The organism is Halorubrum sp. PV6 (genome assembly GCF_003990725.2).
Taxonomy (GTDB): Archaea; Halobacteriota; Halobacteria; order Halobacteriales; family Haloferacaceae; genus Halorubrum.
The window spans coordinates 1,202,826-1,227,481 of record NZ_CP030064.1; the positions used below are offsets into that span (position 1 = coordinate 1,202,826).

Genomic DNA, 24,656 nt, shown 5'->3' on the forward strand with positions numbered 1-24,656 from the left:
GGTGCGGTGGGGGTCGGCCGGCACTCCGGTGCGGTTCCGCCGACTACTCCGCGATCTCGACGGTGATCTCGTCGCGCTCGACCGCCAACCGGAACGTCGGCACGGTCCGGTAGACGACCTCGACGACGTTCTTCCGTTCGAGGCTCCGGAGCGCGCGCCGCACCGCGTCGACCTCGGGGTCCAGATCGGACGCCTCGCGGACCGCGTTGAGCACGGCGACGACCGACTGCGAGCGCTCGTCGGGTCCCGCGACGACCGCGAACACCTGCGCCTCCAGTTCGGGGACGCGGATGGTCTCCGGCGCCCCGCCCTTCGCGACCGCGTCGGCCTCGATTCCCGGTTCGACATCGACGAGGTCGTTCGCCTCCGCGGTCGACCGGATCAGGCTGTCGTCGTCGCGGTAGTAGTACTCTTTTAAATGCCCTTCGAGGTACTGGTGGACTTCGCTGCCGCTTTCGAGCCCCCACGCGTCCTGGAGCTCGCCGTTCTTCGTCGGCTGGAGGCGGACGATGTCGGCGAGGCGGCTCCGCTCTTCGTCGGTCAGGCTCATCTGTCCTCGACCGCGCTCGCCGCGCGGATCACCGTCTCCTCGCCGAACTTCGGCCCGACGAGCTGGAGCCCCACGGGGAGCCCGTCCGCCTCGCCGGCCGGCACCGAAATCGCCGGGAGGTTCGCGAGGTTCACCGGCGTCGTGTTCGCGTCCGCGAGGTACATCCGGAGCGGGTCGTCGAGGCTCTCGCCGAGTTCGAAGGGCACGACCGGCATCGTCGGCGAGGCGATCACGTCGACGTCGGCGAACGCCTCCTCGAAGTCGTCTCTGACCCACGCGCGGGCGTCCTGGGCCTTCTGGTAGTACTTGTCGTGGTAGCCCGCCGAGAGCGCGTACGTCCCCAGGAGGATCCGGCGTTTGACCTCCGCGCCGAACCCCTCGTCGCGGCTCTCGGCGAACGACTCGTTCCAGTTCCCGTCGGACTCGGCGCGGTTCCCGTACCGCACGCCGTCGAAGCGCGCGAGGTTCGAGGACGCCTCGGCCATCGCGATGACGTAGTAGGCCTGAACCGCGTGCTCGACAGAGGGCAGCGAGATGTCGGTCGTCTCCGCGCCCTGCGCTTCGAGCGCGTCGATCGCCGCCTCGACCGTCTCGACGACGCGCTCGTCGGCCCCCTCGAACAGCTCGGTGGGGACGCCGACCGTGAGCCCGTCGACGTCGCCGTCGGCGGCCGCCGCGTAGTTCGCGTCGGGGTCGGCCCCGTCGACCTCGGCGAGGTCGCGGGTGGTCCCGTCGTGCGGGTCCGGGCCGGCGATCGCGTCGAGCGCGGCCGCGGCCTCCTCGACGGTGCCGGCGATCGGGCCGATCTGCTCTAAGGAGTTCGCGTACGCGACGAGTCCGTACCGGGAGACGAGCCCGTAGGTCGGCTTGATGCCGACGACGCCGCAGAAGGCCGCCGGGCAGCGAACCGAGCCGCCGGTGTCGGAGCCGAGCGCGATGTCGGCCTCGCCCGCGGCGACCGCCGCCGCCGATCCGCCGGAGGAGCCGCCGGGGACGCGGTCCGGGTCGGCCGGGTTCCGCGTGGCGCCGAACGCCGAGGTCTCGGTCGTCGTTCCCATCCCGAACTCGTCCATGTTCGTCTTGCCGACCACCGTCGCGCCCGCGTCGGTCAGTCGGTCGACGACCGTCGCGGAGTACGGCGGGACGTAGTCGGCGAGCATCTCGGAGCCGCAGGTCGTCCTGATACCCTCGGTGGAGATGTTGTCTTTGACGGCGACTGTCTTCCCGGCGAGCGGGCCGTCGTCTGCGCCGTCGATCGTCGCCTCCGTGATGAAGGCGTTGTAGTCGGCCGCCATTACGACACCTTCGGGCCGACGAAGAAGCCGTCTTCCGTCTCCTCGGCGTTCGAGAGCGCCGCTTCTTGGGTGAGTCCCTCCTCGACTTCGTCGGGGCGCATCACGTTGACGAGCTCCTCGGTGCGCTCGGTTTCGGGCACCTCGTCGAGCGCCTCGAAGTACTCCAGGATGTCGCCGAACTGGTCGACGAACGTCTCGACCTCGTCGTCGTCGAGTCGGACACGGGCCAGGTCCGCGACGTGCCGGACCGCTTCGGCGTCGACGGCCGCGGCCGCGTCGCCCCCGTCGGGCGCCGCCCCCGCGTCATCCGCCGACTCAGGCGTTTCGCTCATACGCGGAGGTGTTTCGCTCCGGGAGTAAGCGTTTCGGAACGTCGCATCGGCGCCGCCCGGAAAAATCGGCTGCGGGGGCGTCACTCGCTCTCGTCGGCCCGGACCGTCACCACCGGCGGGTCCGCGAGTCTGACCACCTTCTCCGTGACGCTGCCGAGGAGGTAGCGCTCGACGCCGGTCCGCCCGTGGGTGCCCATCACCACGAGGTCAACCCCGTGCTCGTCGGCGTATTCGAGGATGGCGGAGTGGGGCGTCCCGTACTCGACGGCCGTCACGGACTCGACGCCCTCGAAGGCCGAGGCCGCCTCCTCGACGACCGCCTCGGCGCGCTCGGCGAGCGCCTCCCGGCGTTTTTCGCCGTCGCTTTGGTCGCCGACCATCCCCGACTCGCTCTCCTCACCGCTGCCGCCGAACCACGAGCCCTCCTCCGCGAGGGGGTTGCCGGTCATCCCGCCGCCGGGATGCGTCGTGTCGACGACGTACAGCACGTGCACGGTCGCGTCGAACGCCGACGCGAGCTGTTTTACGTGCGCCGCCGCCGCTTTCGACCCGCTGCTCCCGTCCGTCGGATACAGTATCCGGTCGTACATCGTACCACCAAAATGAAACTTCTCGCGCCGGCGATAAAAACGCACCGCAGGTTCTCGGGGCCTGTTGCGTTGGAAAATCGCCCGGCTCGACCCGTCGAGTGCGGTTCGGACAGCCGAGCGCGTCGCGCGCTTACAGCAGGTCGTTCGACACGAGCCGCTCGACCGCCTCTCGCAGGCGCTCTTCGCTCGCCGCGTAGGAGATCCGGGCGTAGCCGGGTGCGTTGAACGCGGCGCCGGGGACGCAGGCGACGGACGCCTGCTCGATGGCCGCCTCACACCACGCCTGGTCGTCGTCGTCGACCGGGATCATCATGTAGAAGGCGCCGTCGCCGACGTCGACGTCGACGTCGTGTTCGTCGAACAGTTCGACGAGGAGGTCGCGGCGCTCGCGGAACGCGTCGCGCATCTCGGCGACCGCGTCGTCGGTGTTCTCCAGCGCCTCGACGCCCGCCCGCTGGACGAAGTTCGTCGCACAGGAGACGGAGTGGGAGTGCAGTTTGCCGGCCTGCCCGACGAACTCCTCGGTCGCGTGGAGGTAGCCGAGCCGCCAGCCCGTCATCGAGAACGCCTTCGAGAAGCCGTTGATCGTGATGGTGCGGTCGGCCATCCCGTCGAGGCTCGCGAGCGAGACGTGGTCCGCGTCGTAGGTGATCCGCTCGTAGATCTCGTCGGAGATGACGGCGATGTCGTGTTCGACGGCCAGGTCGCGGACGCCCTCCATCGCGGCCTCGGAGAAGACCGCGCCGGTCGGGTTCGACGGCGAGTTGACGACGAGCAGTTCGGTGTCGTCGGAGACCGTCTCGGCGAGGTCGTCGAGCGCGGGCTCAAGCTGGAACCCGTGCGGCGCCAGATCGACCCGCGAGAGGTCGCCGCCGGCGAGTTTCACCATCGCCTCGTAGGAGACCCACGCCGGGTCGAGCAGGACGACCTCGTCGCCGTCGTCGATCAGCGTCTGGAACGTCTCGTACAGCGCCTGCTTGCCGCCGGGGGTGACGACCACCTCGTCGGCGTCGGCGTCGATGCCCGTGCCGCGGAGTTTCGCCGCGATGGCGTCTTTTAACTCCGGGACCCCGTTCGACGACGTGTACCCGGTGTGCCCCGCGTCGAGGGCCGCCTTGCCCGCCTCGACGATGTTCGCGGGCGTGTCGAAGTCCGGCTCGCCGACCGACAGGTCGACGATGTCGGCGCCTTCCGCTTCCTTCTCTGCCGCGAGGTTCGATATCGCCAGCGTGGCGCTGGGCTCTACGCGTCCGATCCGCTCTGAAAAGTCGTATGCGTCGCTCATTGTGGTGTCCTCCGGTCTGACCGCTGGGTCGTCATTCGAGTTCCTCCGCGAGGTCGATGGCGGCTTCCGCCGCGTCCGCGCCCTTGTCTATCCGCTCGCGCGCCTCCGCGCCGGACATCCCCGGTCCGCTCACGCCGAACGTGACGGGGGTGTCTCGGTCGAGACTCACCTGCGTGAGTTTCTCCGCGGTCGCGCTCGCGATGACGTGGTCGTGGTCGGTGTCGCCGGTGACGATGGCGCCGACGACCGCGACGGCGTCGACCTCGTCCCGCCGCGCGAGCCGGTCGGCGGCCAGCGGGCTGTCGTACGCGCCCGGAACCGACAGTTCGTCGACGACGACGGCGTCGCGGTCGGCGGCCGCCTCTCTGGCGGCCTCGGCCATCGGCTCCGTCACGGAGCCGTTGAATCGTGCCACTACCAGTCCCAGCGAGACCATACGAAGGCTCACACCGGCGGCGGCAAAGGTCTACCGTTCCGGTCGTCAGTTGCCGGGCGAACACGTTCGGGACGCGGGACGGATCGGCCGTGAGTTCGGGGTCGAGACGGCCGCACGCCTCCGGACGCCACACGCCTCCGGACGCCGCGCGCTACTCCGCGACCTTCGCCTCGAACTTCTCGCGGACCTTCTCCATCTTCGGCTTGGCGTGGAACGTGCAGTAGGCGTCGTTCGGGTTCTTCGCGAAGTAGTCCTGGTGGTGCTCTTCGGCCCGGTAGAACGTCTCCAGCCGGTCGAGCTCCGTCACCACGTCGTCGTCGTACTCCTCGTCGAGCGCCTCGATGTAGGCGGCGGCGGCCTCGCGCTGCGCCTCGCCGTGATAGAGGACGATGGACCGGTACTGGCTCCCCACGTCGGGGCCCTGTCGGTTGAGCTGCGTCGGGTCGTGGATCGCGAAGAACGCCTCCAGTACCTCGTCGTACGCGATCACGTCGGAGTCGAACTCGACCTGCACGACCTCCGCGTGGCCGGTGTTGCCGGAACACACCTGCTTGTACGTCGGGTCGTCGACGGTGCCGCCCGCGTAGCCGGACGTGACCGACTCCACGCCGGCGAGCTGTTCGAGCGCAGCCTCGGTACACCAGAAGCAGCCGCCGCCGACGGTCGCGGTTTCGAGCTGATCGGACATACGTTCTATAAGGGCTCGGAGACGTATTAATGGCGCGCGACGCGGCGGTCCGTTTATAAATCGCCTCCGCAGCCTCGGTGTTTAACTCGCCGAGCGCCGACCCGGCGGTATGGACGAACTCGTGGAGTTAACCGAGACGTTGGTCGCGATTCCCTCACACGAGGACGAGACCGCGGCCGGGGACGCGATAGCGGAGTGGCTCCGCGCGGAGACCGACGCGCGCGTCGAGCGGGACGCCGTCGGCAACGTCATCGCTTATAAAGGCGCAACGGACGACGGCGACGCCGACACCCTCGCCTTCGTCGGCCACCACGACGTGGTTCCGCCCGCGGACCGGCAGACGACCGGTGAGGGAACCACGGGCGAGTACGTCGTCGAGCGCCGCGACGGGCGGATCCACGGGCGCGGCACGGCCGACATGAAAGGCTCGGTGGCGGCCTGTCTGCTGGCGTTTCGCGACGCCGACCCGCCGGCGGACCGCGAGCTCGCGTTCGCTTCGTTCGTCGGCGAGGAGGTCGGGGGGACCGGCGCGCGCCACGCCATCGACGAGGGGTTCGCCCCGGACCGCGCGCTCGTCGCCGAGGGGTCGAACGACTACTCGAAGCCGGGCGTCACGGACGTGGCCGTGGCACACAAGGGGCGCCGCGCCTCGACGCTCGTCGCGAGCGGCGCCAGCGCGCACGCCTCCGAGCCGGAGGCCGGCGAGAACGCGGTCTACCGCGCGAGCGACGCGATAACCGCCCTCCGAGAGCTCGACGCGCCGGCCGCGACCGTCTTCGACGAGCCCGTGTCCGGGTCGCTCGCGGTGACGATGGTCCACGGCGGCGAGACGTGGAACGTGATCCCGGAGCGCTGCGAGGTGACGGTCGACGAGCGGACCGTCCCCGGCGACCGCGCCGACATCGGTCGCGTGGTCGAGGCGGTCGAGGGCGTCGCGTGGGAGGTCGACCAGGACCTCCCGCCGATGGGCTGTGAAGACGACGCCTTCGCCGACGCCGCGCTCGCGGTCGTCCGCGAGGTACACAGCGAGTTGGGGCTCGACTCGCCCGAGCACGTGGTCAAGCCGCACGCGACCGACGCGGGCTGGCTCGCCGACGCCGGCACGGAGTGTCTCGTCTGCGGGGCCTCGGAGCCCGGCGAGGCACACACCGAGACGGAGAGCGTCGCGATCGACGTGTTAGAACGGTGCTACCGGATCTATCGGGGCGTGGCGGAGCGCTCGGTGTGACCGTTCGAAACGCGTCGCAGCCGGAGTTCTCGTGGCCGGTCCGACTCGCGGCTCCGACGCGGTATGGAAGGGGTTTTATGCGACCCGTGGAAAGTGTGCGCCACTATGGGAGACAAATCGAAGGCTCAAAAGAAGCGTCTGGCGAAGGCGGAGCGCCAGAACACCCGCGTCCCCGCGTGGGTCATGATGAAGACGGACATGAACGTCACGCGAAACCCCAAGCGGCGCAACTGGCGCCGGAACGACCTAGACGAATAAATGTCGACGAGTGATTTCGAAGAGCGCGTCGTCACCGTCCCGCTCCGCGACGCCAACGACAAGCCGGTCCAGGAACGCGCCGACTTCGCGATGAAGATCGTCCGCGACCACCTCGCACAGCACTTCTCCGTCGACGAGGCGGACGTCGTCATCGACACCTCGGTCAACGAGGCGGTCTGGGCGAACGGCCGCCAGAACCCGCCGAGCAAGGTCCGCGTCCGCGCGGCCAGGTTCGTCGAAGACGGCGAGCCGGTCGTCGAAGCCGAGTACGCCGAGTAACGTGTTACGGGCGACATTTACCGGCTCGTCGTACGTTGGCGTGTTCGCCCGTGCGATCGACGACCTCCTGTTGGTTCGACCGGACGTCGACGAGGAACTCGCCGACGCGCTCGGCGAGGAACTCGACGCCGACCCGCTTCTCACGACTGTCGGCGGCTCGAACACCGTCGGCTCTCTCGCGACAGGGAACGAGAACGGCGTCCTCGTCTCCTCGCGAGCCACCGAACGGGAGCAGTCGCGGATCGCGGAGGCCGCCGACCGCGAGGTCGGCGAGCTCCCCGGCGAAATCAACGCGGCCGGGAACGTCGTCCTCGCGAACGACTACGGCGCGTACGTCCACCCGGACCTCCCGCGCGAGTCGATCGTACGGATCAAAGAGACGCTCGACGTCCCCGTGGCTCGCGGCGACATCGGCGGCGTGCGAACGGCCGGGACCGCCGCGGTTGCCAACAACACGGGCGTGCTCTGTCACCCGCAAGCGACCGAGTCGGAGCTACAGGCCGTCGAGGAGGCGCTCGACGTGCGCGCCGACCTCGGGACGATAAACTACGGCGCGCCGCTCGTCGGCTCGGGTCTCGTCGCCACCGACGAGGGATACGTCGTCGGCGAGGACACGACCGGCCCCGAGCTCGGGCGGATCGAAGAGACGCTCGGGTTCATCGACTGACCGCCTCGCGACGGCTTTCTCACGGCTCGGCGGTCGCCCCGTCTCACCGCCGGCCACGACGACCGTGCGCGCGGTCGCTCCTCCTGCTATCGCTGATCTCGATGCGACCGATACATCGACCGAAAGCGGACGCGCCGTCTGAGGGCTTCCCGCCCTCGTTTCCGCCGGTCTCGGCGTCGTCGGCCGCGTCTCGCCTTTTAGGAAGATACTTCCCTGTCCCTGCCAGATCGGAGAACATGAGTACCTACACGGTGAGTGGACGGTTCCAGAGTCGAGACGGCTTCCAGCCGTTCACCAAAGACGTCGAAGCGGAGAACGAAGACCTCGCCCGCGAGCGAATCTACACCACGGTCGGGAGCCAGCACAGCCGGAAGCGTACCCAGATCGAGATCGAGGAGGTGTCCGCGGCATGATGGGCGGCGGACAACAGCAGCTCCAGCAGCTCTCCCAGGAGCTGCAGGCGCTCGACGAGGAGATCGAGGCCCTCGAAGCCGAGATCGCCGATTACCGCGAAGAGCAGTCCGACATCGACGACGCGGTCGAAGCCATCGAGACCCTCGACACGGGCTCGACGGTGCAGGTCCCGCTCGGCGGCGGCGCCTACGTCCGCGCCGAAGTGCAGGACATCGACGAGATCATCGTCTCGCTCGGCGGCAACTACTCGGCCGAGCAGAGCGAGGGCGACGCCATCGACGTGCTCCGCCGGAAGCAGGACGCGCTCAACGACCGCATCGAGGAGACGGAAGCGGAAGTCGAGGAACTGGAGTCCGAGAGCCAGGAGCTCGAACAGCAGGCCCAGCAGATGCAACAGCAGATGCAGCAACAGCAGATGCAGCAGATGCAGCAACAGCAGGGCGACGAGGAGTAAGGTAGACCGTGTTCGACGGACTGAAAGACAAGCTCTCCGGGTTCCGCAAAGACGTCGAGGAGAACGCCGACGTTGAGGAAGACGAACGCCAAGAGGAGCCCGCGGAGGAAGACGACTCAGCGGGCGCCGAGAGCCCCGCCGCCGAGTCCGACGACGACCAGCCCGCCGCGAGCGACGCCGGGGCAGTCGAAGCGGACGCTCCGCGCGACGCGGCTGACGAGTCCGGCGACTCCGACGACGACAACGAACCGAGCACCTTCCAGCGCGCGAAGGCGTTCGCGACGGGCCGGATCATCATCGAGGAGGAGGACTTAGAACAGCCCCTCTGGGACCTCGAGATGGCGCTGTTAGAGAGCGACGTGGAGATGAGCGTCGCCGAGCGCATCCTCGATACCGTCCGAGAGAAGATGCTCGGCGAGTCCCGCAAACAGGTCGAGACGACCGGCGAACTCGTCGAGTCGGCGCTCCACGACGCGCTCCTCGACGTGATCGCCGTCGGGCAGTTCGACTTCGAAGAGCGGATCGCCGAGGCCGACAAACCCGTCACGATCGTCTTCACCGGCGTCAACGGCGTCGGGAAGACGACGAGCATCGCGAAGCTCTCGGAGTGGCTCGCCGACCGCGGCTACTCGTCGGTGATGGCCAACGGCGACACGTACCGGGCCGGCGCGAACGAACAGATCCAAGAGCACGCCGACCGCCTCGACCGAGAGCTCATCTCTCACGATCAGGGCGGCGACCCGGCGGCCGTGATCTACGACGGCGTCGAGTACGCCGCGGCGAACGACGTCGACGTGGTCCTCGGCGACACCGCCGGACGGCTGCACACGAGCGACGACCTGATGGCGCAACTCGAGAAGATCGACCGCGTCGTCGAGCCGGACATGACCCTGTTCGTCGACGAGGCGGTCGCGGGGCAGGACGCGGTGAACCGCGCGAAGGAGTTCAACGACGCCGCCGAGATCGACGGCGCCGTGCTGACGAAAGCCGACGCCGACTCCTCCGGCGGGGCCGCCATCTCCGTCGCGTACGTCACCGGGAAGCCGATCCTCTTTCTCGGGACGGGACAGGGGTACGACGACCTGACGCTGTTCGACCCCGAGGAGCTCGTCGAGAGCCTGCTCGGCAAAGAGTGACGTTCGGGCGCCGGTACTGACGACCCGGTTCGCTTTCGGCTACCCTTCTCCGACCATCCGGTCTTCGTCGTCCCACTCGCGCTCGCGCAGCTCGTACTTCTGGATCTTGCCGGTCGCCGTGGTCGGCAGTTCGTTCACGAACTCCACCTCACCGGGCGTCTTGTAGGTCGCGACGCGCTCGCGGACGAACGCCTTGATCTCTTCCGGCGTTGCGCCCGCGTTGTCGGCGTCGCCGCTCTCCGGGACGACGAACGCCTTCGGTGTCTCGCCCCACCGCTCGTCGGGCGCCGGGATGACCGCGACCTCGGAGACGACGTCGTGTTCGAAGAGCGTGTCTTCCAACTCGATAGAGGAGATGTTCTCGCCGCCGGAGATGATGATGTCCTTCTTCCGGTCCTGGATCGAGACGAAGCCGTCCTCGTCGACGACGGCCAGGTCGCCCATGTGGTAGTAGCCGTCGACGCGCTCCGAGAACGCCGCCTCGGTCTCCTCGGGCTTCTCCCAGTAGCGGTCCATCACCTGGTTCCCGCGGACGATGATCTCGCCGATCGTCTCCCCGTCCGCGGTGACGTCGTTGCCGTCGTCGTCCACGACGCGCACGTCGGTGCCGAGGAAGCCGATCCCCTGCGTCTTCTTGACCGCGAACCGGTCGTCGGAGTCGGCGTCGTAGTGTCGCTTCGCGTCCGAGGTCGTCACGAGCGGCCCCGTCTCGGTCGCCCCGTAGACGTGTTTGAGGTCCCACCCGAACTCCTCTTCCACGGTGCGGATCGTCGTCTCGGGGGGAGCCGCGCCGGCGGTGGCGGCGCGCACGTCGTTCGCGCCGCTCGTCTCGCCGCCGTGTTCGGCGTAGTGGTCGCCGAGCATGTTGAGCACGGTCGGCGCCGCACAGAAGTACGACACGTCCTCGTTCCGGATGCGATCGAAGACGGACTCGACGTCGACGCCGCGGGTACAGACGTGTCGGGCCCCCATCCCGGTGATCGCGTAGATGTGTCCCCAGCCGTTGACGTGGAACATCGGCAGCGTCCAGAGGTACACGTCGTCGTCGGTGATCTCCAGGTGCATCGCGATGAGGTACGCGTGGAGCGTCTCGGCGCGATGGGTCCGACAGACCCCCTTCGGATCTCCCGTCGTGCCCGAGGTGTAGTTGATGGTGATGACGTCGTCTTCGTCCATCTCCGGGCGCTCGTAGGCGTCCGGGTCCGCCTCGTCGAGCGCGTCGTCGAAGGACTCCCAGTCACCCTCGACGGCGTCGACGTCGTTCGTGAGGAAGGTCTCGGTCGGCACCTCGTCGCGGATCGCCTCGACGTTCTCGGCGTACTCGGCGTCGGCGTAAATCACGTCCACGCCGGCGTCAGAGAGCATATACGAGAAGTCGTTCGGCGTGAGTCGGTAGTTAAGCGGGGTGTGGATCGCGCCGACCTGCATGGTCCCGTAGGCCGCCTCCAGATGATAGTGGGTGTTCGGGTCCAACACCGCGACGCGGTCGCCCTTCTCGACGCCGCGCGCCTGCAGCGCGGCGGAGAACCGGTCGGCGCGCTCGCCGAGTTCGGCGTAGGTGTACCGCGTCCCGTCCGTGGCGAGGACGGCCTCCTCGTCGGCGTAGTGCCGTCGAGCCCGGTCTAAGAAATCTGTCGTCAGTAGTGGCTTTCGCATCGTTTTATCACTATTTATGATCTATAAAAGCGTTTGCGGCCGGCGCAAAGTGGACGCCGTCGCCGGGCTCCCGTCTCTGCGCGTCGGTCTCGCGAGCGGTCCCCTCGCAATCCGTGGGATACGACCGCGGTGCGTGACGGCGAGCAACGGATCGGCCGGGGGCGTCTCGGCCGTCGAGCCGCCCTGACGCCCGGCAGATCGCCCGCCGATGCGTATATAAACGCATCGTGGACGAATCGCATACGGGCGACGGGATCAGAACCCTTAACAGTTCCACGCGGTTTTGCTATGATAGCGGGATGGGATAGCCAGGAGATTCCGCCGGGCTCATAACCCGGAGATCGGTAGTTCAAATCTACCTCCCGCTACTTCTGGACGAACGCCACACTCGAAGCCGTGCGGCCGGCGTTTCCCATCGCCTCTCTCGTTATCCGTCGCCGTCCCGATTCGAAACCCGGAAGCGATTTCCGTCGCGCCGTCGTTCCCTTCGGCATGGATTACGAATCGAGCCTCGACCGTGCGATGGAGGAGGTCCCTGACCTCGGTGGCTCCGACGAACGGCTGTCGGTTCCCGACCCGGAAGCGCAGAAAGACGGCGCGTTCACTCGGCTGACGAACCTCTCGGCGGTCGCCGACGCCCTGAGTCGCGACCCCGAACACGTCCACTCGAAGATCCAGCAGGAGCTCGGTACCGCCGGCCAGTACGAGGACGGCCGCGCCCGATACAGCGGGAACTTCCGCGAGCGCGACTTCCAAGCCGCCATCGACTCGTATATCGAGTCGTTCGTCACCTGTTCCGAGTGTGGGCTCCCCGACACGCGGCTCGAAACCGAGAACCGCACGCCGATGCTCCGCTGTGAGGCCTGTGGTGCCTTCCGACCGGTCGCAAAGCAGAACACCTCGAACACCCAGCGCCAAGAGGAGGCCGTCGAGTCGGGGACCACGTACGAACTCGAGATCGTCGGCACCGGGCGCAAAGGCGACGGCGTCGCCGAGCGCGGCGAGTACACCATCTTCGTTCCGGGCGCACAGGAGGGCGAGACGGTGAAAGCCTACATCAAGAACGTGTCCGGAAATCTCGCGTTCGCTCGTCGCGAAGACTAACCCGGTCGTCACGTACTCCGACCCCAGTCTCTCTTCCCGCGTCGTGCCGTCTCTCGGTCCTTTTGTGCACGTGAGCGACAGCGCTCTGCGCTCGACCCCGCCGCCGATTTTGATATAGCGGAATATAGTTTATTTGTGCGGCGTCGATCGGGTTTCCGTCGTTATCAAAGCCACAGAAATCACGCCGATCCCGGGAATTGTCCGAGTTATTCCAACAGGCGGTACACGTTCGCCTCGTACGTCTCGCGGACCTGATCGCCCCAGTTGTGCGTGTACGTGTCGATCACGTCGTCGGCGACGTCGCCGCGGAGGTACTTGACGACCCCGCGGTCGCCCGTCCGGTCGCGGAGATGTGTCGTGAAGAAGTGCCGAAAGTAGTGTGGCGTGACGTTTTCGGCGGCGCCGCCGCCCGTCCGATACCACCCCGCGTCGCGGGCGTATCGCTCGACGACGTGTCTGACCGCTTGCGGGTCGAGCCGCTCACCCCACCCTTCCGCGGTCCCGACGAAGAGCGGCTCCGCAGGTGACGGGCTGTCCGGTCGCACGGCGAGCCATCGCTTGAGTGTCCGCGCCAGCTCGTCGTCTATCGGTATCACGGTAGCCCGTTTCCGCTTGTTCGATGCGGTCCGGACCTCCCCGTGTAACTCGGCGCCGACCGTCGCGTCGGGCGTCACGTACAGCGAATTCGGGCGTTCGACGAGCGCTGGTCGCGTCCCCAGATCGAAGGTCGCCCTCGCCTCCTCGTCGTCGATGGCGAGGTCTCTGAGATCGAGGTTACACAACTCGCCGACCCGCATCCCGGTTTTTAAAAGCGTCACGACGAGCGCCCGATGGAGCGGATGCCGGATGCCGGCGACGAACTCGCGCATCGCCGGGATCGACACGTCTCGGCGGGCCGGGTCCTTGTCGATGGTCTCGTCCATCTCCTCCATGACGAGGGTCATGGGATTGCCCTCGAAGACGCCGACCTCGGTCATGTAGCCGTAAAACCGGTGGAGATACGCCGCGTAGGTCGCCACCGTGCTCTCGGCCACGTCGCCGCGGAGCGAGTGGACGAACGCCATGCAGTCGCGGTGCGTGGCCGCTCGGGGCTCCGTCTCTCCGTCCAGAAACGACTCGAACTGCCGGAGGACTCGCTGGTAGGAGCCGCGCGTCCGCTCGGTCTTCCCGTGGTAGGTGAGGTCTTCGAGGAAGTACGCGATCGAGTCGTCGACGTCTGCGGGAGCGCGCGTGCTACTCATCGACCAGCGTGTACCCCCCTTCTCGGCCGTTGTACCTGACGCGGTTCTGATCCTGGAGCGAATCGAGCGTGTCCTCCAACTGCCCCTCGAAATCGTCGAACACCGCATCGACGAGCGCGTCCCACGACAACACCCCGTCAGCGAGTGCCGCTTCGACCCGTCGTTCGATGTCGTTACCCCTGGGGTCAGACCCCGAAGGATCGGGTTCGACGGGGTTACTGTCTCCCTCGATGGAGAACCCCCGTCTCCCGGCCTGTACCATCGTTCTGACGAACTCGCTCTGTGACATCCCCAACTCGTCTGCGTGGTCTTGCCAGATAGCCTTTTGATCGGCCGGGACGTACGTCTTCACTGAACGGCGGTCGTCGCTCATCTCTCGAATCTGTGTTCTCCGGGCCACCACTTCAATTTGACCCATATTTCGGGATAAGGTCACTTATACTGGTCTGTGGGACTGTTATTCGACCGGTGTAATACGCATATCTGTTTTTATAGCACTATATTTTCTCGCTGTTAGTGCTATATTTCTGGATATACTATTGTTCCCCGTTTGCCGGCTCCCGCTCTTACTGACTGGTCACGTTGGCGACGGCCGGCCGGGTTCGCGAGGAGCGAGGATATCGTAGTCGTCGTCTGGCGGGGTGCCCGCTACCTGGCTACGTGCGGGACACGCCAAGCGGCTGTGTCCGGGTACCGACTGAGCGTTCGGACGCCCTCGACGTCTAGACGTTGTCTCTCACCATGGAGGGACTCACCCGCCGTCTTCGACGCCTGAGTGCGAGTTCTCGGCGTGTTGACGGCGTTGTGACGAGCGTTTGTCTCTTGAGAGACGAATACCGTTAGACGCGGACAGCGCTGCACACGTCGTTTGAGCCGACTCGGCGCCACAGGGGAGCAAAGTATCGGTCGAACGCGATCAAATAAACCATATGCCGCGATAGAAACTGCGGACTCAGACGCGGATCTCCGAGGAGGACGTGTCGACCGCGAGCGCGTCGAGCGCCTGCGTTACGGCCGTGCCGCGCTCGGCGGCGTTACACATGAGGACGGTCTCGCTGGGAAAGAGGTGTTCGCCGACGGAGAGGCCGTGTTCGCGGGCCGTCGACCCGGTGACGGTGAGGTAGACGCCCAGTCCGGTGCGGGCGATGGCGGCCTCCTCTTCCTCGTCGGCGTTCGGATACACGAACTCGACGCCCGCGAGCGCGTCCGTTCCCAACACGGCGGTGACGAGTCGCTCGTAGCGCGGCGAGATGCACAGCGGCCCCTCGTACCCCTCGACGTAGCCCCTGTCGAGGGTGGTGCCGGGGTCGGTTCCCTCCAGTCGACCCATCAGCGTGTGATAGACGGTGTCTCCGAGCCCGTCGACCACGCGAACGTCGGTGTCGACCGGGTCGATTCGCTCGTTGATGTCGGCGATCTGCCCGAGGCCGCCCGGTCGGATCCCGACGACTTCCTCTAACACGAGGTCCGCGGAGTCGAATCCGAGCGCGAACTCGTGGGTTCGAAGCGCCCGGAACGGCTCTTCGCGCCCGACGAGTTTCAGCGTGACCGCGCCGAGGTCGACCGTCGCCGCGTCGAAGACGATCCGGCGGGGCTTCCCGTCCCGGTCGTCACGCAGGAGGGTGAACTCGGGCTCGCGCGGGTCCTCGGGGTCGGAGTACTCGATCAGCCGCTCGTAGGGACCGTCTTCGTTGTCGACGCGCCCCTTCGTGACGGCCTTCTCGTACCGAAGGGTGTTGCTCACGTGGTCCGCGAGCTCGCTGAGCCGGTCGTCCGGCGCGACGGTGGCGATCCGTTCGAGGACCGCTTCGAGCGGGCGACCTTTCCGCGGAACGGCGACCGGAACCGGTTCGCTCATTATCGGGACTGCGCCGCCGCGGGTAAAACGGGTTGCGCTTTTCGGCCGATACGAACCGGCCGTGCGGTCCGTGTCGAAGTTACGGGCCGAAGGCCTCGTTGAGCCGGTTTCTGAACGCTTCGAGCTCTTCGAGGTGGTCGTTGATGGCCTCCAGTTCCGCCTCGACGTCGTCTAAGTCGCCACCGAGGCGGTCCTCGATATCCGTCAGACGGGTGTCGACCTCGGCGAGATCGTTCCACAGGTCGTCGAACTCCTCGTCGAACCGGCCGAGCCGATCCTCGACATCGTCGACCCGGTTCTCGGTCGCCTCCAAGTCGGCGGCGGTGTCGTCGACCGACTCGTACAGCGTCTCGACGTCTTCGCCGAGGTCGTCGACCGCCTCTCCGAGCGACGCCGACTCGTCGTCGAGCCGCGACACGTCGTCGGTGACGCGTTCGACCGATTCCTCCACGCTCGTGACGGACTCGTTTACGCTCGAAACGTCGGCGGCGACGGTGTCGACCCGGTCGTCGACCTCCTCGACGCGGCCCGTGACGGTCTCCACCTCGTCGGTGACCGACGACACCGACTCGTCGACGCGAGAAACCTCCTCGCGGATGTCCTCGCGGTCCGTGTCGGCCGACGCGACGCGCTCGTCTAACGCGGTCATCTCGGCTTCGACCGCCGCGAGCTGTTCGTCGAGGTCGTCGAGAATCTCGCGGGCGGTCCCCTCCCCGTCGATGAACTCCGCGAGCGCGTCGGCGTACGCTTCGATGTCGGCGACGCTCGACTGTAATCGCCCGATTCGCACGTCTACGCTGCGTGGAACGCCCATGTCGAGCTCCGAGCGCAGCGTTTCGAGGTCCTCGTCGTCGACCTCGCCGGCCCGGATTTCGGCCGCGAGCGCGGCGGCGAGTCCCGACTCCGGAGCCGCGGTTCGGGGCGGTTCGGTGTCGGCGTCGCTCGGCTCCGGCTCCGAGTCGTCGTCGTCGACGACCGCCGGCGCCGCGTCGTCCTCTGTCGTTTCGACCTCTTCGTCGTCGGCGTCTTCGTCCTCCTCGGCGTCCGCCTCCTCTACGCGTTCAGTGACGGCGGCGGTCCCCGCGGTGACCGCGCGCGGCGCGGGGTCGTCCGCCTCGGGCGCCTCGTCCGCCTCTTCGAGTTCCTCGTCGGCCTCGGAACCGTCGCCCTCGTCGTCCGTTTCCGCCTCTGGCGCGTCCTCTGTCGCCTCTTCGGCGTCGGCCGGGGGTTCGTCGTCGAGTTCGTCCTCGTCGACCGCGGGTTCATCGACCGCGGGTTCGTCGGCCTCAGGTTCGTCGGCGGCGTGGTCCGCGAGATCGCCTGCCGCCTCCTCGCCCGCTTCGAGGTCGGCGTCGGGGGCGAGCGGCTCTTCCATGCCGGGAAGGGTGGCGCGGTCGCCCGAGAGCACCTCTCTGACGGCGTCCGTGTCGCCGGCGCCGAGCACGTCTTCGATCTCTTCGCCGACCGGGACGTGTTCGATGACCGGGCTCCCGAGGAACCCGTCGAGGTCCGGGTCGTCGTCGCGGATCCCGAAGACCGTCTCGACCGTGTCGCCGGGGTCGATCACGCGCTCGAACTCGACGCGGTGGTCTTTATACGCCGTCCAGCTGTCGCTCTCGTACTCCGGGTGGAACCCGATTCGGTCCATCGGGAACGACTCGGGGATGCGGTCGACGATGCGCACGCGCACCGGGTCCTCGCGGGTCGAAGAGAGTTCGTACATCACCGCAGGCACGGGGAACGCGTCGTCGGTGAAGGATTTCTCGACGCGAATACCGTCCTCGTCGACGGTCGTGGTTGTCTCTGCCGTCCGTTCGCTCATAGGATGTCCTCCCGGAGCAGAGGCTTAAATTCCACGGGCCGCGTTTCGGCCCTGATAACCACCCCACGGAGCGGCGGCGATTACACCGCCGAGCGGCCCCGAACGCTACAGGTCGATCCGGTCGCCGATCTCCACTATCTCCAACTGGTTCGGGTGCGACCGGCTCCGGACGTGCTCGTGGAGCGCGGTCGGGTCCGCGGTCATCCCCTTCCACATGTCCCAATGGGTCGGCACCAAGCGATCGAGCGCGAGCGACTCGGCGGCCGCGGCGATCTCGTTTTCGTCGCTGTACCACTTCGTCTCGATGGGTTCCCCGGTCTCTTTGTCGGGAATCCGCCCCACGGACCCGAACGCGAGGATGCCGAGGTCGATGTCGAACTCGTCCGCGAGCGCCGAAAACGACGCCGACGGCTTGCTGTCGCCCGCGTGGAACAGCGTGCCCGACTCGTGTTCGATCACGTAGCCGACCGGGTGGGTGGCGTCTGCGTCCTGCGTTTCGACGACGTGAACGGTGAACTCGCCGATCTTCAACTCGTCGCCCTCGGTGACTTCGAGGAACGCCTCCTCGTCGACATCCCAATTGTCGGTCCAGCGTTCCTCGTCGCGCGCGACCGCCAGCGAGTCGTCTGGCGCGACCAGGTCGGCGTCGGTGTTCGCGAGGATCGGCGCCTGCGAGGGGCCGTGGACGTGATCCGTGTGTTCGTGGGTCGCCAAGACGGCGTCGGCCTCGTCGACGTCTTCGGGGTCGAACGGGATCGGGACCATCCGAACCGTCCGCGGCGGGTCGCCGGTGCCGACGTACGGGTCGATCCAGAGGACGGTGCCCTCGCTGCCCTTGACCGCGAAACCGTTACAGCCGAGATACCACAGCGCCACCGTGTCGGGGTCGGCGTCCGCGACCGCACGCGGCAGCCAGTTCCCCCAATCAGAGTCCGTCATGAGCGACTGTGTGCGGGCGTGCGGGGTAATCGTTCCGGAGTCCACCACAGTTGTGCCGTTTATTAGACGACAGAATTCTGTCGGAAGTCGCCCGCATAAAGTGTATTTCGCTATATCAAGTCCACCCGATAGCCCCCACGCTCGGAGGGTGGTGAAATGCGGTGATAATCCAGCGGTCGGCTACTGGTCTCTCGCCGCGTTGACCGCCTCGACGGTTCGTTTGGCGTTGTCGGCGACGGTCTCGTACTGCTCGTTCGCGACGGCCTCGTCGTCGACGATGGCGCTGCCGACGCCGACCGCGGCGGCGCCCGCCTCGATGTACGCGCCGGCGTTCGCGGGGCCGACGCCGCCCGTCGGAACCAGCGGAATCTGTGAGAGCGGGCCGCCGAGCGCGGACACGTGGTCCGGGCCGCCGGTCGCGGCCGGGAACACCTTCACGAAGTCGGCGCCGGCCTCGTACGCGCGGACGGCCTCGGTCGGGGTGAACGCGCCCGCCGCGACCGGCGTGCCGTAGCGGTTCCCGGCTTCGATGACACCGCGGTCGACCGTCGGCGTGACGATGAACTCGGCGCCGGCGAGCTGTACGGCGCGCGCCGTCTCGCTGTCTAACACCGTCCCCGCACCGACGAGGACGTCGTCGAATCTCGCGGTGAGCGACTCAATCGTCTCCGCGACGCGGGGCGTGTCCGCGGTCACTTCGAGCGCCGTCACGCCGCCGTCGACGATGGCGGCCGCCACGTCGCCCGCCGCCTCCGGAGCGACGCCGCGCAGTATCGCGACGACGCCCCCGTCACGAATCCGATCGACCGTGTTCGCGTGCATGGTACCTACTCCGAGTGGCGGTCCGGATAAGTACGCCGACGTGACGGTCGCCCGCGAACGACGGTCGCTCGTTGAGCGGACGACGCGCGTGAGGCGGTGAGCGAAACCATATTCAATTTCTTTTCTGAACTTTGTAACGAGAGAAGGTTATATCCGGCCGTACCCTGTACCGGCGTCCATGCACTCGCGGTCCCGACGGTCGGTCCTCGCGGCGCTTTCCGCCGGGGGCGGCCTCGGGGTCGCCGGCTGTCTCGGTGGCGGCGACGCCGTCTCGGTCCTCGCCGCCGGGAGCCTCGCGAGCGTCCTCGGCGACCGCCTCGGCCCCCGGTTCGAAGCCGATACCGGGATCACCTTCCACGGGGCGTACTACGGCACGAACGCGGTGATGCGGATGGTCACCGACGGGCGGAAGTACCCCGACGTCGTCGTGAGCGCCGACGCCGGCCTCCTGCGCGACCGCCTGTACGAGACGCACACGACGTGGGACGTCGCCTTCGCGTCTAACGCCGTCGGCATCGCGTACGCTCCCGACACGCGGTTCGGAGAGCGACTCGGGGCGGGAACCCCCTGGTACGCGGTCGTCCGCGACGCGGACGCCGGCGACCTCGCGATAAGCGACCCCGACTTGGACCCGCTGGGCTACCGGGCCGTCCACGCCTTCCGGCTGGCCGAGCGCGCGCACGGGCTCGACGGGTTCGCCGACGCCGCCGTCGACGCCGCCTACCGGGAGCCGCACGAGCCGCAACTGCTCGCCGGCGTCGAGTCGGGCAAGCGCGCCGCGGCCGTCGTCTATCGGAACATGGCCGCCGATCACGGACTCCCGTTCCGCCCGTTTCCCGAGGCGTACGACTTCTCGAACCCGGCCTACGCCGACCGATACCGCGAGGTCTCGTACACGACGGACGAGGGGTACACCGCGACCGGCGCGCCCATCGTCTACAACGCGACGGTCCTCGGAACGGCGGACTCGCCGGCGGCGGGGCGGCGGTTCGTCAGGGCGCTCGCGAACGCGGGCGACGCGCTCCGGGCGAACGGGTTCGAGACGGAACGGTTCCCGCGGACTCGAGGCGCCGTTCCGCCCGCGGCGCGGCCCACCGAGAGGGGAGACGCGTGAGTGCCGACGGCTCAGACCGGGCGCTCGGGCCCTCGCAGCCGCTGGTCTTCTGGGTTCTCGGCGGCATCCTGCTCGTCTACTTCGCGGTCCCGTTCGCGGTGTTCCTCGCGCGAACCGGCTCGGTCCCCGTCGTCGAGACGCTGCTCGAACCGGGAACCCGGACCGCCGTCCGCAACTCGCTTCTCACCGCCCCCGTCGCCACCGCGATAGCGACCGGGTTCGGCGTCCCGCTCGCGTACCTCCTCGCCCGCGAACGCTTCCGCGGAAAGCGGCTGGTCGAGGCCTTCGTCGTGCTCCCGCTCGTCGTCCCGCCGGTCGTCGGCGGCGCGCTGCTGCTCAGCGTCGTCGGGCGGTTCACGCCGGTCGGCGCCCTCGCCGCGCGCGCCGGCGTCCCCCTGACCGACAGTTTGGTCGGCGTCGTGCTCGCACAGACGTTCGTCGCCGCGCCGTTCGTCGTCGTCACCGCTCGCGCCGGGTTCGAGGCGGTCGACGAACGGCTCGAACAGGCGGCACGGACGCTCGGTCACGGCCGGGCGGCCACGTTCCGGCGCGTCTCGCTGCCGCTCGCGCGTCGGTCCATCGCGGCCGGCGTCGTGCTCACGTTCGCGCGGGCCGTCGGCGAGTTCGGGGCCACGCTGATGGTCGCGTACAACCCCCGGACGATGCCCACGCGGATCTGGGTCGAGTTCATCGCCGGCGGCATCGACGACATCGTCCCCGTCGCGCTGGTGCTGCTTTTCGTCACGCTCGTCGTCGTCGCGGCGGTACAGCGCTTTGCGGGGGTCCCGACGCGAGGCGCGCGCTAAGGAGAGAGTTCGGCAACCCCGACGCGTGTGAAGGCTCCGGGCGGGCGGCGTCTCGGAAGCCGTCGGCTCAAAGCGATTCGTACAGCGAGCGATAGCGCTCGGCGATGGCGTCGAGCGAGAACGACTCGCTGCGCGCGGCCGCGTTCGCCCCGAGTCGGTCCCGAAGCGCGGGGTCGGACAGGCGTCGGATCGCGTCGGCGAACGCCGCCGTCTCGTCGGCCGCGGCGGCGGGGTCCACTTTTAAACAGTCGTCGCCGTCGTCGAGCCACGAGAACGTCTCGATGTCGCGGACGACGACCGCTTTCCCGGCGGTCATCGCTTCGAGCAGCGCGATCCCCTCGTTCTCCTCGTGGGTGGGGAACAGGAACACGTCGCCGGCGGCGAAGGCGCCCCGCACGTCGTCGACGAACCCGGTGAACGTGCAGTTGTCCGGCGACTCCTCGATGAGCCGCGTGGTCTCGCGGCCTTTTAAAGACAGATCGAGCGGGCCGAACCACGCGAAGTCGATGTCCGGCAGTTCGCGGGCCAAGTCGACGAACGTCTCCAACCCCTTCCGCTTGATGACGTGGCCGACGAGGAAGACGGTCGGCGGGTTGAGGTCGTAGCGCTCGCGGTACTCGGCCTCCAGCGACTCGAAGCCGTCGAGCTTCTCGCGGTCGACGCCGTTCGAGATGACCGTCGTCGGCACGTCGGCGTACGCCTCGATCACGCCGCGGTTGTACTCGGAGGGACAGACCAGCGCGTCGGCCAGCCCGTACGCCCGGCCGAGGTAGGGTTTGAGCGGCTTCGCGAGCGCGTTGGTGAACCGGAAGCTGTCGCCGAAGTCCTCCGCGGTGACGTGGGTGTGCGCGACCACGGGGACGCCGCGGTCGCTCGCTCGCTTCGCGTACCATATCGAGCGCGGCCCCATCAGGTTACAGTGGAACACGTCGGCGTCGAGCGTCGGCTCGGTGGTGTACGCGATACCCTCCCGGTCGAGCATCTTCCGCTGGTGGACGACCGACTCGCGGATCCCGCCGGTCACGTGGTCCTCGAACTCGAAGTAGTGGCTGACTCTCATCGTGGGGTCGCCTCGGGGGAACCGGTCGGCGCGAGGCTGCTCACTCCACTTCCAGCCACGGGACCTCCATCAGCGGCGGGATGTGGGTCTCGATGTGGTGTTCCCACACGCCCTCCTCGCCGAACGCCTCGCCGTGGTCGGCGGTGACGACGACCGTGCCGTCCAACTCGTCGACGAGTTCGGCGACGGACTCCAAGGCGATCCGGAGGTTCTCCTCGTAGAGTTTGAGCGCCGTCACGCGGGTGCCGTCCATCACGAGGTCCTTGGGGTCGAGCTCCAGCCAGAGCCCCGCCTTCTGCGCGAACTCGCTGTCGTCGAGCCGGCTCTCGATTTTCGGGCGAACGGAGTCGCTGAGCGACGAGAGCAGGCCGCCGTCGTCGTCGTCCGACTCTGCTTCCTCTTCCTGCCGTTTGATCCCCTTCTGGATCTGTTTGAGTTTCTGGCCCTTCCCGCGTGAGAGGTACGGCGCGTGCGGCTGCATGTAGTGGAGCACGGTTCGGTCGGCGCGCTCGACGGCGTCGAGATTGTCGTGGTACGCCTCCGCGAGCGCGTCCGGCGGAACGGTGCCCAAGTCGTCGTCCCAGCCGCTCTTCCAGACGTCGTGGATGTCGCTGATGTGGTCCGAGGCGGTCCACTCGTAGTCGCAGCTCGCTCCCCACTTGAGTTCGTTCAGCGGAATTTCCAGGTCGTTGATAAAGGGGTTCCCGGAGAAGTACGCGATGTCGTGGTCGCCCGTGAACGTCCGGTAGGCCCACTCCGGCGTCGACGATCCGACGCTCCACCGCTTTTCGAGGTCGCCGTCGAGGTACTCGTCGTACACGTCCTCGAACACGTCGTAGCGACACGCGTCTAAGACGAGACAGTAGTCCCACTCCGATTCGAGGAAGCGCTGATCGTCCATCGTTACGCCCTCGTTCCCGGTCAACGGTTGTATTCTTGTTGATGCCGGCCGTCCGACGCGCCTCGCCGGGCGTCGGCGTCGCTCCGCGGCGACGGTTCCCCCGCCCTCGGCCCGTCCGCGACCCGATCAGACGTTTAAAGTCGTCCAGCGCGCCATGCTCTCCATGGACTGGGGTCAGCGGCGGGGGCTGCTCGTCGGCGGGGCCGCGGCGCTCGCGGTCCTCGCCGTCCTCTTCGTCGTCGTCGGGACGGACCGCGTGGTCGAGAGCCTGCTCTCGGCGGACCCCGCGCTCGTCGCGGCGACGTTCGGCCTCGCGCTCTGCTGGCTCGTCACGTGGAGCCTGATGCTCAGGACCGTGCTCGGCTCGCTCGACATCTCGCTCGGAGTCACCACCGCCTTCCTCGTGTACGCCGGCGCCGTCTTCGCCAACAACGTCACGCCCTTCGGTCAGGCGGGCGGCGAGCCGGTGGCCGCGGCGCTCATCTCCCGCGTCTCCGGCTCCCGCTACGAGTCGAGCCTCGTCGGCATCGCCAGCGTCGACGTGTTGAACGTCGTCCCCTCCCTCTCTCTGGTGCTGCTCGGCGTCGGCTACTACGCGACGACGGCCGCCGTCGGCGAGCGCCTCGAAGTCGCCGTCACGGTTGCGGTGGCGCTCATCGCGGCCATCGTCACCGTTATCGGCCTCGTGTGGCGGTTCCGGCGCACCGTCGTCGAGCGCCTCCCGGCGGCGGTCGGTCGGCTGGTCGGGCGGTTCGACCGGTTCGACGCCGAGCGCGTCACGGAGGGGATCGGCCGTCGACTCCGGAACTTCTTCGAGGACATCGAGCGCGTCGGGACGAGCCCCGGTCGACTCGCCGCGGCGGTCGGGCTCTCGCTCACCGGCTGGCTGTTCCAGTCGGCCGCGCTCGTGGTCGCGTTCGCCGCCGTGGGCGCGTCCATCCCGCCGGCGGTCGCGCTGTTCGCCGTCCCGCTCGCGTACGTGGCGGGCGCGACCCCCCTTCCCGGCGGCCTCGGGGGTATCGAGGCGGCGTTCGTCGCGCTCTTAGTCCCGACGACGGGCGTTCCGGCCTCCGCGGTCACGGCCGCCGTCCTCGTCTTCCGCGGCGGCGTCTACTGGATGCCGGTCGCCGTCGGCGGCGTGTCGGCGTCGGTCCTCGGGGTTCGGACGGTTCGGTAGTCGGCTCGCGCCGTCCCTTTTTAAGCGTCGTACGCGTGCGCTTCCAGCGTCTCGCGGTCGACCGCGTCCAACACCGCCTCGTTCGTCGCGTCGAGGACGACGGGGGGCACGGTCGTCTCGGGGAGCTGCCGGTCGCGGGTCGCTTCGAGCGCCTCGATCCACCGCCCGAGACAGAGACACCAGCGGTCGCCGGGCGCGAGTCCGGGGAAGTCGAACTCCGGTCGCGGCGTCACCAGGTCGTTCCCCCGCTCGGCGCTGAAAGACAGGAACTCGTCGGTCATCACCGCACACAGCTCGTGTCGCCCGCGATCGCCGGGATGGGTGCCACAGCAGCCGTCGCGCTCGAAGCCGGTCCGCGGGTCGTCGCTACAGGTGGCCAACTCCTCGCCGAGAACGTTCCGTTCGGTCATGTATCGATCGCAGGCCTCGGCGACGAAAGGCGCTTCGCGTGGGTCTTGCGGAGTTTCGCCCGAAATACACACTACAGTTATGCTCTGAGCGCGTGTAAGGTGGGTGAGGATATCAGGCATGACACAACACACAC

At 67.9% G+C, this 24,656-nt stretch carries 28 protein-coding genes and 1 tRNA gene; 12 read left to right on the forward strand and 17 right to left on the reverse strand.

Annotated features, from left to right (window positions below):
* Positions 1–43: 43 nt before the first annotated feature.
* The 7 genes from DOS48_RS19720 to msrA all read right to left on the reverse strand — a co-directional run bounded on the left by DOS48_RS19720 (position 44) and on the right by msrA (position 5,176).
* A complete protein-coding gene (locus DOS48_RS19720; protein ID WP_127117370.1) occupies positions 44–550 on the reverse strand; it encodes a DUF5797 family protein in 507 nt (168 codons plus the stop codon).
* On the reverse strand, positions 547–1,845 hold the full coding sequence (gene gatA / locus DOS48_RS19725) for an Asp-tRNA(Asn)/Glu-tRNA(Gln) amidotransferase subunit GatA (RefSeq protein WP_127117371.1): 1,299 nt from the start codon (positions 1,843–1,845) through the stop codon (positions 547–549). The genes DOS48_RS19720 and gatA overlap by 4 nt, the downstream gene beginning before the upstream one ends.
* Positions 1,845–2,177: an Asp-tRNA(Asn)/Glu-tRNA(Gln) amidotransferase subunit GatC gene (gene gatC, locus DOS48_RS19730; RefSeq protein WP_127117372.1), complete on the reverse strand. Its 333-nt coding sequence runs from the start codon at positions 2,175–2,177 to the stop codon at positions 1,845–1,847. The genes gatA and gatC overlap by 1 nt, the downstream gene beginning before the upstream one ends.
* A gap of 80 nt (positions 2,178–2,257) precedes the next feature.
* A complete protein-coding gene (locus tag DOS48_RS19735) occupies positions 2,258–2,767 on the reverse strand; it encodes a universal stress protein (protein ID WP_127117373.1) in 510 nt (169 codons plus the stop codon).
* A 130-nt stretch (positions 2,768–2,897) separates the two neighbouring features.
* A complete protein-coding gene (locus DOS48_RS19740) occupies positions 2,898–4,052 on the reverse strand; it encodes a pyridoxal phosphate-dependent aminotransferase (RefSeq protein WP_127117374.1) in 1,155 nt (384 codons plus the stop codon).
* Between the two features lie 31 nt (positions 4,053–4,083).
* Positions 4,084–4,488, reverse strand: a complete 405-nt coding sequence (ribH, locus tag DOS48_RS19745) for a 6,7-dimethyl-8-ribityllumazine synthase (RefSeq protein WP_127117375.1) — start codon at positions 4,486–4,488, stop codon at positions 4,084–4,086.
* Between the two features lie 151 nt (positions 4,489–4,639).
* Complete coding sequence (gene msrA / locus DOS48_RS19750; RefSeq protein ID WP_127117376.1) at positions 4,640–5,176, reverse strand: peptide-methionine (S)-S-oxide reductase MsrA; 537 nt, start codon at positions 5,174–5,176, stop codon at positions 4,640–4,642.
* Between the two features lie 109 nt (positions 5,177–5,285).
* On the opposite strand from msrA, the gene DOS48_RS19755 reads away from it, so the two are divergent.
* The 7 genes from DOS48_RS19755 (at position 5,286) to ftsY (ending at position 9,612) form a co-directional block, all read left to right on the forward strand.
* A complete protein-coding gene (locus DOS48_RS19755) occupies positions 5,286–6,404 on the forward strand; it encodes a M20 family metallopeptidase (protein WP_127117377.1) in 1,119 nt (372 codons plus the stop codon).
* Between the two features lie 105 nt (positions 6,405–6,509).
* Positions 6,510–6,662, forward strand: a complete 153-nt coding sequence (locus DOS48_RS19760) for a 50S ribosomal protein L39e (protein ID WP_004050128.1) — start codon at positions 6,510–6,512, stop codon at positions 6,660–6,662.
* Positions 6,663–6,941: a 50S ribosomal protein L31e gene (locus tag DOS48_RS19765; RefSeq protein WP_127117378.1), complete on the forward strand. Its 279-nt coding sequence runs from the start codon at positions 6,663–6,665 to the stop codon at positions 6,939–6,941.
* A gap of 1 nt (position 6,942) precedes the next feature.
* A complete protein-coding gene (locus tag DOS48_RS19770; protein WP_127117379.1) occupies positions 6,943–7,608 on the forward strand; it encodes a translation initiation factor IF-6 in 666 nt (221 codons plus the stop codon).
* 236 nt (positions 7,609–7,844) lie between these two features.
* Positions 7,845–8,021: a 50S ribosomal protein L18Ae gene (gene rpl18a, locus DOS48_RS19775; RefSeq protein ID WP_004050131.1), complete on the forward strand. Its 177-nt coding sequence runs from the start codon at positions 7,845–7,847 to the stop codon at positions 8,019–8,021.
* Positions 8,021–8,476, forward strand: a complete 456-nt coding sequence (pfdA, locus tag DOS48_RS19780) for a prefoldin subunit alpha (RefSeq protein ID WP_127118851.1) — start codon at positions 8,021–8,023, stop codon at positions 8,474–8,476. Before rpl18a ends, pfdA begins: the two co-directional genes overlap by 1 nt.
* An 8-nt stretch (positions 8,477–8,484) precedes the next feature.
* Positions 8,485–9,612, forward strand: coding sequence for a signal recognition particle-docking protein FtsY (gene ftsY / locus DOS48_RS19785; protein ID WP_127117380.1), 1,128 nt, complete (start codon positions 8,485–8,487; stop codon positions 9,610–9,612).
* A 39-nt stretch (positions 9,613–9,651) separates the two neighbouring features.
* Here ftsY and DOS48_RS19790 read toward each other — a convergent pair whose 3' ends face one another.
* On the reverse strand, positions 9,652–11,268 hold the full coding sequence (locus DOS48_RS19790; protein WP_127117381.1) for a long-chain-fatty-acid--CoA ligase: 1,617 nt from the start codon (positions 11,266–11,268) through the stop codon (positions 9,652–9,654).
* A gap of 293 nt (positions 11,269–11,561) precedes the next feature.
* Here DOS48_RS19790 and DOS48_RS19795 point away from each other — a divergent pair.
* Both DOS48_RS19795 and DOS48_RS19800 read left to right on the forward strand, forming a co-directional pair.
* Positions 11,562–11,636, forward strand: a tRNA-Met gene (locus tag DOS48_RS19795).
* A 124-nt stretch (positions 11,637–11,760) separates the two neighbouring features.
* Positions 11,761–12,372: a translation initiation factor IF-2 subunit beta gene (locus DOS48_RS19800; RefSeq protein ID WP_127117382.1), complete on the forward strand. Its 612-nt coding sequence runs from the start codon at positions 11,761–11,763 to the stop codon at positions 12,370–12,372.
* A gap of 206 nt (positions 12,373–12,578) precedes the next feature.
* On the opposite strand, the gene DOS48_RS19805 is transcribed toward DOS48_RS19800, so the two are convergent.
* The 6 genes from DOS48_RS19805 to DOS48_RS19830 all read right to left on the reverse strand — a co-directional run bounded on the left by DOS48_RS19805 (position 12,579) and on the right by DOS48_RS19830 (position 19,054).
* Entirely contained in the window at positions 12,579–13,613 is a 1,035-nt protein-coding gene (locus tag DOS48_RS19805) for a tyrosine-type recombinase/integrase (RefSeq protein ID WP_127117383.1), read from the reverse strand.
* Entirely contained in the window at positions 13,606–13,986 is a 381-nt protein-coding gene (locus DOS48_RS19810) for a DUF5805 domain-containing protein (protein WP_127117384.1), read from the reverse strand. The genes DOS48_RS19805 and DOS48_RS19810 overlap by 8 nt, the downstream gene beginning before the upstream one ends.
* Positions 13,987–14,565: 579 nt before the next feature.
* Positions 14,566–15,471, reverse strand: a complete 906-nt coding sequence (locus tag DOS48_RS19815; RefSeq protein ID WP_127117385.1) for a hypothetical protein — start codon at positions 15,469–15,471, stop codon at positions 14,566–14,568.
* Positions 15,472–15,550: 79 nt separating this feature from the next.
* On the reverse strand, positions 15,551–17,293 hold the full coding sequence (locus DOS48_RS19820; protein WP_127117386.1) for a hypothetical protein: 1,743 nt from the start codon (positions 17,291–17,293) through the stop codon (positions 15,551–15,553).
* Positions 17,294–17,398: 105 nt separating this feature from the next.
* Positions 17,399–18,232 (reverse strand): MBL fold metallo-hydrolase, encoded by an 834-nt coding sequence (locus tag DOS48_RS19825; protein WP_127117387.1) that lies wholly within the window; start codon positions 18,230–18,232, stop codon positions 17,399–17,401.
* A 180-nt stretch (positions 18,233–18,412) separates the two neighbouring features.
* Entirely contained in the window at positions 18,413–19,054 is a 642-nt protein-coding gene (locus DOS48_RS19830) for a bifunctional 4-hydroxy-2-oxoglutarate aldolase/2-dehydro-3-deoxy-phosphogluconate aldolase (RefSeq protein WP_127117388.1), read from the reverse strand.
* 178 nt (positions 19,055–19,232) lie between these two features.
* Between DOS48_RS19830 and DOS48_RS19835 the strand changes: the two genes are divergently transcribed.
* Both DOS48_RS19835 and DOS48_RS19840 read left to right on the forward strand, forming a co-directional pair.
* Positions 19,233–20,168: an extracellular solute-binding protein gene (locus tag DOS48_RS19835; RefSeq protein WP_127117389.1), complete on the forward strand. Its 936-nt coding sequence runs from the start codon at positions 19,233–19,235 to the stop codon at positions 20,166–20,168.
* Positions 20,165–20,974, forward strand: a complete 810-nt coding sequence (locus DOS48_RS19840) for an ABC transporter permease (RefSeq protein WP_127117390.1) — start codon at positions 20,165–20,167, stop codon at positions 20,972–20,974. The genes DOS48_RS19835 and DOS48_RS19840 overlap by 4 nt, the downstream gene beginning before the upstream one ends.
* Positions 20,975–21,041: 67 nt before the next feature.
* On the opposite strand, the gene DOS48_RS19845 is transcribed toward DOS48_RS19840, so the two are convergent.
* Complete coding sequence (locus tag DOS48_RS19845; RefSeq protein ID WP_127117391.1) at positions 21,042–22,034, reverse strand: glycosyltransferase family 4 protein; 993 nt, start codon at positions 22,032–22,034, stop codon at positions 21,042–21,044.
* A 40-nt stretch (positions 22,035–22,074) separates the two neighbouring features.
* Positions 22,075–22,935, reverse strand: a complete 861-nt coding sequence (locus tag DOS48_RS19850) for a hypothetical protein (RefSeq protein ID WP_127117392.1) — start codon at positions 22,933–22,935, stop codon at positions 22,075–22,077.
* Positions 22,936–23,098: 163 nt separating this feature from the next.
* Here DOS48_RS19850 and DOS48_RS19855 point away from each other — a divergent pair, with 163 nt between their 5' ends.
* Positions 23,099–24,112, forward strand: a complete 1,014-nt coding sequence (locus DOS48_RS19855; RefSeq protein WP_127117393.1) for a lysylphosphatidylglycerol synthase transmembrane domain-containing protein — start codon at positions 23,099–23,101, stop codon at positions 24,110–24,112.
* 20 nt (positions 24,113–24,132) lie between these two features.
* Here the strand turns inward: DOS48_RS19855 and DOS48_RS19860 are convergent, their stop codons facing one another.
* Positions 24,133–24,522: a DUF2237 family protein gene (locus DOS48_RS19860; RefSeq protein ID WP_127117394.1), complete on the reverse strand. Its 390-nt coding sequence runs from the start codon at positions 24,520–24,522 to the stop codon at positions 24,133–24,135.
* Positions 24,523–24,656 lie beyond the last annotated feature (134 nt).